11 protein-coding genes are annotated in these 10,605 nt (G+C 41.3%); all 11 read right to left on the bottom strand.

The window, feature by feature from the left end:
• Nucleotides 1-71: 71 nt before the first annotated feature.
• The 11 genes from PU02_RS00240 to PU02_RS00295 all read right to left on the bottom strand — a co-directional run bounded on the left by PU02_RS00240 (nt 72) and on the right by PU02_RS00295 (nt 10,604).
• Nucleotides 72-1,514, bottom strand: a complete 1,443-nt coding sequence (locus PU02_RS00240; protein WP_071628345.1) for a Bgr_08870 family protein — start codon at nt 1,512-1,514, stop codon at nt 72-74.
• Between the two features lie 13 nt (nt 1,515-1,527).
• Entirely contained in the window at nt 1,528-4,671 is a 3,144-nt protein-coding gene (locus PU02_RS00245) for a DUF4815 domain-containing protein (protein ID WP_053943579.1), read from the bottom strand.
• A 1-nt stretch (nt 4,672) separates the two neighbouring features.
• Nucleotides 4,673-5,779 (bottom strand): phage tail protein, encoded by a 1,107-nt coding sequence (locus PU02_RS00250; protein ID WP_053943580.1) that lies wholly within the window; start codon nt 5,777-5,779, stop codon nt 4,673-4,675.
• Nucleotides 5,779-6,606 carry a baseplate J/gp47 family protein gene (locus PU02_RS00255; protein ID WP_053943581.1) on the bottom strand — a complete coding sequence of 276 codons (828 nt, stop codon included), beginning with the start codon at nt 6,604-6,606 and terminating at the stop codon, nt 5,779-5,781. Before PU02_RS00255 ends, PU02_RS00250 begins: the two co-directional genes overlap by 1 nt.
• Entirely contained in the window at nt 6,603-6,932 is a 330-nt protein-coding gene (locus tag PU02_RS00260; protein ID WP_053943582.1) for a GPW/gp25 family protein, read from the bottom strand. Before PU02_RS00260 ends, PU02_RS00255 begins: the two co-directional genes overlap by 4 nt.
• Nucleotides 6,933-6,940: 8 nt before the next feature.
• Nucleotides 6,941-7,582: a phage baseplate assembly protein V gene (locus PU02_RS00265; protein WP_053943583.1), complete on the bottom strand. Its 642-nt coding sequence runs from the start codon at nt 7,580-7,582 to the stop codon at nt 6,941-6,943.
• On the bottom strand, nt 7,575-8,105 hold the full coding sequence (locus PU02_RS00270; RefSeq protein ID WP_053943584.1) for a hypothetical protein: 531 nt from the start codon (nt 8,103-8,105) through the stop codon (nt 7,575-7,577). Before PU02_RS00270 ends, PU02_RS00265 begins: the two co-directional genes overlap by 8 nt.
• A 430-nt stretch (nt 8,106-8,535) precedes the next feature.
• Nucleotides 8,536-8,886 carry a head-tail joining protein gene (locus tag PU02_RS00280; RefSeq protein WP_236824005.1) on the bottom strand — a complete coding sequence of 117 codons (351 nt, stop codon included), beginning with the start codon at nt 8,884-8,886 and terminating at the stop codon, nt 8,536-8,538.
• A 29-nt stretch (nt 8,887-8,915) separates the two neighbouring features.
• Nucleotides 8,916-9,992 carry a major capsid protein gene (locus PU02_RS00285; RefSeq protein WP_053943586.1) on the bottom strand — a complete coding sequence of 359 codons (1,077 nt, stop codon included), beginning with the start codon at nt 9,990-9,992 and terminating at the stop codon, nt 8,916-8,918.
• Between the two features lie 14 nt (nt 9,993-10,006).
• Nucleotides 10,007-10,375: a head decoration protein gene (locus PU02_RS00290; RefSeq protein WP_053943587.1), complete on the bottom strand. Its 369-nt coding sequence runs from the start codon at nt 10,373-10,375 to the stop codon at nt 10,007-10,009.
• Between the two features lie 4 nt (nt 10,376-10,379).
• The gene (locus PU02_RS00295) at nt 10,380-10,604 is read right to left on the bottom strand and encodes a hypothetical protein (protein ID WP_236824006.1); all 225 of its coding nucleotides are present in this window, start codon (nt 10,602-10,604) and stop codon (nt 10,380-10,382) included.
• Between the last annotated feature and the right edge of the window lies 1 nt (nt 10,605).

The raw sequence follows: 10,605 nt of genomic DNA on the forward strand, positions 1-10,605 counted from the left end.
GAACAATCTAAGCATCTCAAAAGGCTGAATTTGATGTCTTCTTTACCCTAAAGAACAAGATTTTACGGCGCTCAGGATAAGGAATCTTCTTTTGTAGGATCTACAGATTCACTCATTTGTACAGGTGGAATGAATACACCTTTCTCATATGTCCAGCCAATGCCTACTTCTTCTGTAGCAATTGCTTTACCTTCAAAAGGATGGATATAATTTTCCAGCGCTACAATGATGTTCGTAACTACACCGTTTTCAACGATCGCATAATTCATAGAAAACTCCTTACAAAAAAACTTCAACAACACTGCTCCGTTGCCGCCATTACCACCTTTGTTAGCGACACCATCTTCCCCCGGAAAATAGCCACCGCCTCCACCGCCGCCACCGCTATTTCCTTTGTAGCCACGACCACCTTTGCCACCTTTATCACTTTCGCCGTACCAACCACCTGGACCGTTATTCGCGCTAGCACCGCCGCCACCACCACCACTGTAAATAGAACTCCCACCAGAACCACTCCCACCATTGCCTCCACCCCCACCAGAAACAATATAACTTATACCATGGGTGCCACTAGAACTAGCAGAGCCACCATAGCCAGATTTTCCACTTTCGTTACTACTTTCAACACCTCCATTTCCACCCGCACCACTACCACCACCACTGCCACCTAAAGCAGTCATAATCCCCTCAATGCGTGTTGAACCACCAGCTCCCCCACCTTTGTTGCTACTGACACCACCAATACCACCACAACCAATTTCGACTATTGTTAACTGTCTACGCTGAAATCCCTTGATTTTAGTGCGTACGCATTGACCTCCTCCTCCTCCACCGCCGCCGTAATTGTGGCCGTTACTTCTGATGCCGAGTCCACCACCTCCACCAGCACCCCATGCCCATATTTCGATGTCTGTGTCATCAGTTACGCCATTAGGCCATGGAAGAGAACCGCTTTCTGTCATGAGAACTTCAAGAGGCATGATAGCCTTTATCATTTGTGCAATCTCATCACGTATTTCCTGAAGCGCAACAATAGCTTCATCTTTTGTATAAATAGCCTTACCATCAACAGTAACAGGCCCTTGAAAATCATTCGCCTCTTGCCATCTGTTTTTCTTTGTCAAACAACCGTAAGCCTCAAGGCCACGAATGTCTTCAATTTTATGTTCATGAGTCCCTAAAAGTGATTTAGAACTACCAAAAGTAAAATGATCATTGCTCGCTTTATACAACACATAATTTTCAGCAGCATCCTTGCAACCTTCTACATCTTTTAAGTCTGCTAATAAAAAGGTTTTGTTAGCTGCCATCTTGCTCTTGAGAGTCGTTTCAAGCCCCTCAACATCGCTCATTGTGTGCCTATGCTGTAAAGATGCTTTCCTATCTGATTTTTCATCACAATCGGCAATTGCCTGATCAATTTTTTGCAAGTTTTCCCGCAAAATTGGAAACTCAGAGCTGATAAAACGACCTTCTTTAGGTAATTCCATCTCTAATTTTTTTGTTTTTGCCATTTCTTCACTCCAATTACATAATGCCAGCACCAAAATCACTTGCCATGGAACGTGCTGCAGGACCGCCCATTAATGTAATTTTCAAACGCGCTTGTTTAGCTGCCTGATCAGGACTCATGAATTTACGTTCTGTCCAAAGAGGCTCAGCAAGCTGTTCTATCTCCTCTAATTTTAATTCTGTGAAAGCTCCATCATCCAATTGCATTTCCATTTTGAATGTCGATCCGCCTGGCAAAAAAGTTTTGATGTAGCTTGTCAGCCTTGACTTTTCTCCAAAGGGAAAGGCACGTGTAATGTAGGTGGCCTCTTTGTGGATCTTTCCCGCAATTAACTCAACCGGAGCAAAGAGAACCGGTGAGAGCTTTTCAGTGCCTTTTAAAATTGCGCGTAACTGCACTTTTTCACTGATATATTCCGTTAAACTAAGTAATTGAAAAGGTAAGAGTTGATAGATCGTGCCATTATTGCGCTCAATTTCAAAAAGCACAGAACAATCACTTGAAGGCAACTCTATTGCCGCACGCACTTGTAAATCAGAACACTCAACCAAATCAAACTCACCTAAATGCACAGTCTTTTCTGTCTGGTTATAGCGTGCTGCCAATACACGAAAAGCTAGTGCTTCATCTTGATGAGCTGTCCATGTTTGCGCATTAACAGATGAAAAACGAGGACCTGTTACATAAGGGTGGCTCGCAACATATCTTTGGTTTTGTTCATCAAAATGTCCAAGCTTTGCTAATGAAACAGAATGCTCTCCATCATCTGTCTTGATGACAAAAGCTGTTAAACGGTCATCCGATACTGTTAAAGGTACTTCGTAGCGTGCTTTTGCCCATCCTTTTTCAGCTTCCTTCATAGAATAGAAAGTTTGTGCTTGAATCTCCGCCGTTGGATAACCGTTTTCCGTCGTAACCAAATCAATCATCAAGTCATTGGCAGGATTACCAACTTTGCAAATGTGAAAATCAATCCCTGTTATTTGTCTTGTTTCATCAGGTATAAAAACCTGTGCTTGTGGATCATATTTTGTCCATACACGCACTGTTGTTGTCCGTCGCATAACTTTTACATCAATTACACCTTGGCCTGTAAAAAGCCCCGTAGCTATCGTTCCTCCCTTTCCTATAGCGATGATATTTTTTGTGCCTGCGGTAATTTTTTCTGGAATTTTAAATGTGCCTTCAATAATCCCTTGATCATCTGCAATACAAGGTGTCTTTGGCAAAACACTTACACTATCAAAGGTCAAATTCTCTAAAATCTCACCTTTTGCAAAACCTTCAATTTTAAAATCAAGTGTAATTTGCCTCAAAAAATCAATTTGTTCTTCATGCGCACCTACAAGTTCATCATTCACTTGCGTTTTTCGCGCACTACGACCACGCAATTGGCCCATAAACAAGTGATTGGTTGTCGCTGAAAGCCACTTTGTGCGCTGTTCGTGCCAAAAATCAGTTGCTGGAATGAGTGTTACAGTACCAGGTAAAGGTGCAAAATTTTGATAAGGATTGATCTTTTCACAGGCCGTTATCAGTTCTTGTGCAATAATAACTTCATTATCCCAATCAAGCGTTACAGGATGTTTTAAATCAGCGTGATAAAAGGTTGGCTCAATAGCAAGTTGCAAAATACCACTACCAACTGCACCACTTTGGTTTTCTCCTACATCTCTAAAATCATCGTTAAGAAACGGATCTACAAACATTCCCTTTTTAGACACAGGCTCTCTCGAACCGACATTGTTTTTAATGCGCTCAAGCTGCATATTTCGCTCAAGGGATAAAATATGATTAAAATAGCGCCACATTTCATCATAAGACGCAACACGCGTACCATCATTGACAACAAGCGGAAAATCGATCCAATTATTAGTGATAGTTGCAAGTGACAAGACGTTATCAGGAACGCTTGGTGCCATCGGATGATCCACTGAAACGCCTTTTATATAAACAATATCGCCCTGAATATTCAGACCTATTCGATCAATACGGGGCAATTTATAAGAATAGCTGACAATAACATCTCCCCCTTCAGCTCCCCCTGATACAGTGATTTCCTCTGCTGTCACCCCATCAGCCACTCCATGGGCACGATAACGGTAGGTTACTGTATAAGTGCTACCAGGATCCGGCTCATCGCCAACTGGTGCCCAATCGATCGTATCCCCTGTTTTTTTAAAATCAGCACCCTCTTTAAATTCCTTTTTTCCTTGAACAATTTTGATGAAAGCTGTGATACTTTTATCAGGAAGACCATCACGTCCTGAAATCATTGCGCCGCGTGTCACATTGACTGTTTTTTCTTTCGTCAATAAAAGAGAATGAATAGCTGCAATGGGAGAAGAGTAAGCTTTAAATGTAAAGCTTGTCTCGCCTTCCTTTGTCGAAAAAATATGAGTCTCGCTTGGAACAATTCCTTCAGAAAACTCTTCTTGTTCTTCATGCCTTAAAGCAGCAAAGCGCTTGCGCTTAAAACCATTAATATTGGCTTCGCCTTCTTGAATGCTAAACACTTGCTTACCATCATTCGAACCTAACGCCGTCACACGGCAACCGTTGACAATATAATGGCCATGAGCACGATCATAAGTCGCAATTGCTTGCATTGTAGGCTCAAGCAAAGAAGGAGCTTTTTGATCAATAAGAATACCATCATGCAAAATATAAACTGGAAAAAAAACACCTTGCTGTTGATCGTCTTTCAGTGCCCATACAAGTCCTGCTGTCTCACGAGCTGCACCTGGTTCACCTTCTGCTAGTGTTCCTGGAATTTGCCCCAATAATTGAGAATCATCATCAGAAGTGATCCATTGTTTTTGAAGACGAACACCAATTTCAACGCGTCCAATCATAGAAATATTGTCTAAAATAGCTTCTGAAACTGGAAAAATATCCCCTGCAATGTAAATCTTACCATCCGTCAAAGTAACTTTCTTGCCGTCTTTATCAACGAAAGCATCCGCGCGCTCAATACGATCACCTTCTTTAGCAACAAGCCGACCTAAGCGGTCATGACGGCCTCTTATAATGGTTTGTAGTTCATTTAACTCACCACTTTGAAGAAACGATCGTTCTCCATAAAAAACAACGCTTTGCTGCTCATCTTTGCCTACAGATCTATCAATTGCAAATGGCAAACCACTTTCGTGCTTCATCTTAAAACCTCAACAAAATTTTGAATTGTTCACGAACATCCGCACGTAAAGGAATGTTGATGGGTGTTTGAATGATCTCAACACCCCCGATAATCTCATCAGGCTGAAGCCACAGCTTTCCTGGTTGCACATCTTTTTCAAGGCTGGCATGAATAAGAAGAGAGACAAAAGCAGCTTTCTTTCTATCCACATCATGAAAATCAGTTCTTGCTGCCAAAAAAAGCATAGACCCTGTTTCTGAAGGGCTAAATCTATTGCTTAAATGGCTATACACACCGTTCAAATCTTGTTTGACAGGCTGCACAATATTGCATCGTCTATAACCAAGAATAACCCCTTCCGCATCTTTGAGTACAAGGTATAAACAATGGTTCTTAAACCACAAAGCCATCAATATAATGCGCTCATGCTCTTTAACTGAGCGCCAAGGGAAATTTGCCATCTCCCATAGAGAATCCAGATCTTCCCAGCTTAACTCACCACTAACCTCATCAATCCAATTACCAATAAGTTCACCTTCTTCTTGGCTCAAAGTGTGGCTGATTTCTGTTGTCCTTCCGAAAGAAAACAGAGTACCATCTGCTGTCATACACGTACCGCTCTCAGCATCAAGCATAGCCTCATCAAGTTTCGCCATATTATTTGCAAAGGCTTCAACACTATAGCCATGAACAGCACGACGAAAATCAGAACGTAAACTCTTAGAAAGATTTATGATCGCTTCTATAGCTTCAAGACTTCTCTGTTCAGGCAATTGGTCAAAATGAAGCTGAAATGAATTCCACCATTTATGTCCTGCCCATGCCCCCTGAAAACGTGCTGAAAGCTTTAACCATTCAAGACCCCTATCGATGGCTGCTAAAGATCCGCGTACTCGCTGCCATTGAAGACCATTATCAAGTAAATCATAAAGATTTGGAACATAGAGAGTAAGTTCTCCAAGTCCATATTCTTCAATCAGCCATGGTAAAAAGCTTGGTGGTCTTATAACAAGCTTAGCGTTTGCAATCGCTGAAGCGGAACTATCAATATTTTTGTGAAAATCACAGGCATCTGCTAAGTGTTTCTCAAACTCTGTCGCATTAGTCGGCAGTAAATAACCAACCATTAACGCGCATGTCCTTTGAAGTTTAATGTGACTTTGCCAATGGATAAAACTTCTTCATCTAATACAGAAATATCTTGTATTGGATTAGCAGCAATAACTTTCTGTACACCAGGCACCATTAATTTTGATGTCCACCACGACAAACTCAATTCACGACCAAGAGCTTGTTCTTTTCTCCATGCTGCTCGTAAATTCTCTTTCAATTGTGTTAAAATTTCTAAGGATATTGCGGGTAAGAGCCAAATATCTGCTTCAAAATCAATAATTTTCGTTACAGCAGCATGAACAATAATCGTATCATTCGCCATAATCACGTTTTTATCGTGAAGTGCTTCTGAAACTTTTTTTAACAAATCCTCAGAGGCCGTACCTTCTTCATCATGACCAAAAACAGCAACATGGATTGTTGGATCTTTTCCTCTGCGGTAAATGATGGCATCCTTTACGCGGTTATCCGCCGACATCGCTACAAATTTGTAATAGGGCTCTGTTCCTCCTCCTTTACCACCGCGTGCATGAAGGCGAATACGTTCGCGGTACCTTTCATCACTCTCAGTATCCATCCTTTGAACACCATGCCAATCCCCCAAAGCATTTAGATAATCTCCTGATGCAAAATCAAGGATAGTGTTTCGTGCAGCCTCGTTAATACGCTGCCGTAAAAGCAATTCTCTATAGCTAAAAGCTTCAATAACTTTTGCTGCTGGATCACTTTCTAAGAAAGTATAACCAGGCAAAAGACTTTTTAAATGCTCAAACGCCGCTGCTCTAATTTCTTCAAAAGAAGCTTCTGAAATGATTTCTGGTTTTGTAAAATCTGTATTCATCCAACAAGTAATCTTTCTAGCTTGATAGGTGTGCCATTAGGCAAAAATATTCCTTCAACGGATAAAGAAATCTTTCCAAGCTCAATCAATTGATAATCAATTCGTTCAAGCTTAAAGCGTGGCTCCCACTTATCCAAAGCCTCAGCAATAGCCGCATAAAGTGAAACAGAAAATTTATCATTGATGGGAACATCGACAAGATTAGGAACATTAGATCCATAATCACGGCGCATAACACGCGTACCTATCCGCGTTGACAAAATATCGATAATCGATTGCCGCAAGTGATCAAGACCAGTCAATGTCTTTCCTGTTGTTCGGTCCATTCCTATTATCAATTAGGACCTCCCGTTGCAGAACCACCCGGTGCAACGCCACCATGAATATGGCTGCTGCCAACATTCATGCCATTATGTTTCAAACAACCAGAATTAATCACAACATCACTGCCAGCTTGTAAAGCAATACGGCCATCAGCACTCAAAGTAAGATCACTTTTTGAAATAATTTTGAGGCCATCAGGCGCTGTAAGCTCTAATGCACCACCATTGCCTTTAATTGATACGCCATCAGAAATGGTAAGAGAAAATATCCCTTCTGATTGAAGATGAATGCCATAGGTACTTGTTTCATCATCATATTCAATCACCGTTCCATCAGGATAAATGGTTTTGTGAACGCTGCCTTTATCAGCCACTTGAGTTGCGTCTGTATGAATAGAACCAACAATAATTCCCTGTGATAAATCGCCTGATGACGACACAACAACGACTTGCTCACCAATATCGCGTCCCTCATAGACACGTGTCTTTCCGGCTCTTACTTGGCAATCAGCAAGCCAATCACTGATTACAGAACCACTTTGGATACGATAGCGTGCGTTTTTATGGTCGACATGGCTAATCTTGCCAACAATAACCATATTGGCCACACGCCGTTTGAGATCCGTAATGTCTTTATCGCGCCGTTCAAGCATGAATATTCCCGATTTTTTGGTACTTGTCTTCGTTTCCTCTGCCTGTCTCGGGATCGAGACCAACGAAAAGTGTCTTCAATGTTTCTGCTGCTTCTTCTGGATGCGGAATATGCGTCACATAGGTGACCTCGAATGTTAAAATAGAGCCATGAAGCGCTACTGAGCCATTGTCACCAAATGCCATCGCAATATTTTGCAAACGGCATGTCTCAACTGTGTTTTTTAAATTTGGGTGGACATGGAAAATATCTTCAACGGTCGATGCCAATTCATCGACAAAGCGTGCACCATCATCACCTGTTGCATAGCATTCAACATCAACTGTCAAAACACGCCGCCGCATGCCATAATCATGCTGATAGGTCTCATCAATGCTTTCGCTTTGAGTCGACACATTAATGGCAGGCATCTTCTCAAGAAAAAAATTGAAATCACGCATATTGAAAACATTTTCGCCAGCAGATGTTTTTGCTTTTTTGATTAGCTTAACAAACGTTTCTCTAATCGTCTCTCTAGAGTGCATTCATATTCCTTGATTGTGCTGATCAATAGACGCGTCAACATCTTCCTCGTCCTAAAGGGAGAGAATTCCCAATGCGCTCAGACCATAATATTGAGCTATTCCTGAACTGAAATGCGTCATAGAGTTTTGCCCTTGGCGATATTGCATCGCTTCTTTACAGGATAATCCAGTCTGTTCTACCTTTAGAACATTGATCGTTCCTAAGTCTAAGGATGGCTATACAGCCCGCACTATTCTTCCTCGCTTTGAATAGCAAAATCCGTCGCACAACAAATTAATATTAAAGGTCATCTAAATTGACTCTAATACGTTTTGCAGGATTTTTTAGACGTTCACGAACAACCGCTAAAATATCATCATCTTCGTCGTTACTACTCATCACGTTGATATTCTCCTCGCCCTGAATAGAAAGATTTTACAACACTCGGAGTTACGACACAACAGACAAAGGTGCGTCACGTAAGATAAGTTTATACATACCCGACTCTGAAGCTTTAACATCCTTTACAAGAAAGCGCTCTTGAGAAGAGAAGCTCCCATTCTTTGCACTTCCTTCAGGGAATTTAACAATAACAACATCCTCAGCTTTTGGTGGTAATCCACCAATATCGTTGATACAAACATCAAGCTCTTTTCTAGAGATCGTCGTAGCTATCCTACCACCAGCTTCAGATTCTGAATGCTTAATGCCGTAAATTGCCGTTATGTGAAAAGATTCATTAGTATCTGTTCGAGTATAGATAACGGGCTGTCCAAAGGTGCACCGCACATCTTCAACCATTTTGTTTAACAGCCCGTGCCAAAGACCCATCATTTGCCTTTAGCAACAGCTTTAAACAACATTTCAGGGCGCGTACAAATATAGAGCGGATAGCTGTAAACCTCAGGTTTGACCCATGCGTTACGCTCATGATCTGCAATGAGGATAGTGTAAAGAGGTCTTCCGACCGTGTTAACAAAGTCTAAGCTTTCCCCAGGAGAAAAGGTTTTCTGGAAAACACCAGGAGCATCAACAGGGAAAAACTGACATTCATCGGGTTTAATCCCTATAGCACGTTTTGTACCAGCCTTAGCACTCACATTATAATTGTGAATGCTGCGATAATTGATGAATGTCACACCTGCAAAGTCAAAACTTCCAAAACTTCCTGATCCAATAGCGCTTGGCGTTGCCACACCACCTGCACTATTTAACGTTTGTGCTAAAGCTGTATTTAAATAGGTTTCACGAATTGTTTTGTGATTTTTGAGTTTAGAAAAGAATTCATTGCCACAAAGTCCAACAATCCGCGAGCGATCAGAAAACGCACCATTTGAAGCCTCAATCATCCTGACAATGACTTGATCAACAATATCAGCAACGTTTGTTGTTTCTAAGTCAAGTTTGAAATCAACAGGCTTTGGTGGTGTAATCTCCCATTCCTTGTACCAATCGACAATCACTGTCCCATCGGCATCAAGAACAACACCTTGAACAGCTCCAAGCTGCATATTTTCCCACGTTAATTCAATTTCTGAAATCAACTTTTTTTGTTTTTTAGCGATATATTTCATCGCCGTTTCCAGCTGATCTTCTGTACCAAATTCTCGTCTATCTTGGATTTCTTCAGCTTTTACTGTATCACTTTTGGCAATACGTGTTGTCCGAAAAAACCTTATATTACGGCCATTTCTATCGCCCTCAGCCAAAGGCGCACCACGTTCACTCGTTTGAATAAGTGCAAGTGTATTATCACACCTCTCAACACCAACAACTGTCGTGCTTGTGTCAACTTCCTCAAAAAGATTAAGAGAGCTCACTAAACCAGGTTTAAATTCATAATTCTCAATAGCCTTCATCATCGTCACTGCCGAGAAAGCATCGTGCTTAAAAAAATTCATATCCATAGGTGCTCTTTCCTCTACCGTAAAATAATCTTATTCTTTTTTTCTAAGGACTGAATAGCTGCATGCTTTTTCTCCTCAGTGATTGTTGTAGGCCAAATCAATTCAGAAGCCTTCACAGTGCTCAAACGCGCTGTAATTGTTGCACGTTGATCTTCTTCTGTTGCATCAACATTAGAGTAAGAGATCCCCGCCGCTACTTCACTGCCATCCTGTGCTACAGGGTTAAGCGGTACATATTTTTGGGTTTTTGTTATCATCCCCATGACAGTTCCTGCCGCAATTTCTGCTCCTGATAAGAAAATAACCTCTTCATTCGACATATCAGGATCGTAACGTCCAAGATAAGCGCCACTGCGTACATTCTCATAAAAAATATTGCTCATTTTCCTACTTTCCAATTATTGACTTCCAAGCCGCTGCCCATTTTGCATGAACAGTCGCTTTATTATTTCCTTCTCGTTGCGAAACGTACGGTGATATTTGCAATGAAGCACTTTTAGATATGGCAGTATCCAAAACAATCTGTTTAGCCTTTTCTAAGCTGATACCGTTTTGAATAGCTTTCTCTGCGTCAAAAGAAACCCCTAAGCGTTTTGCTTGCTTTTCAAGCACA

This window comes from Bartonella ancashensis (genome assembly GCF_001281405.1).
GTDB classification, from domain to species: domain Bacteria; phylum Pseudomonadota; class Alphaproteobacteria; order Rhizobiales; family Rhizobiaceae; genus Bartonella; species Bartonella ancashensis.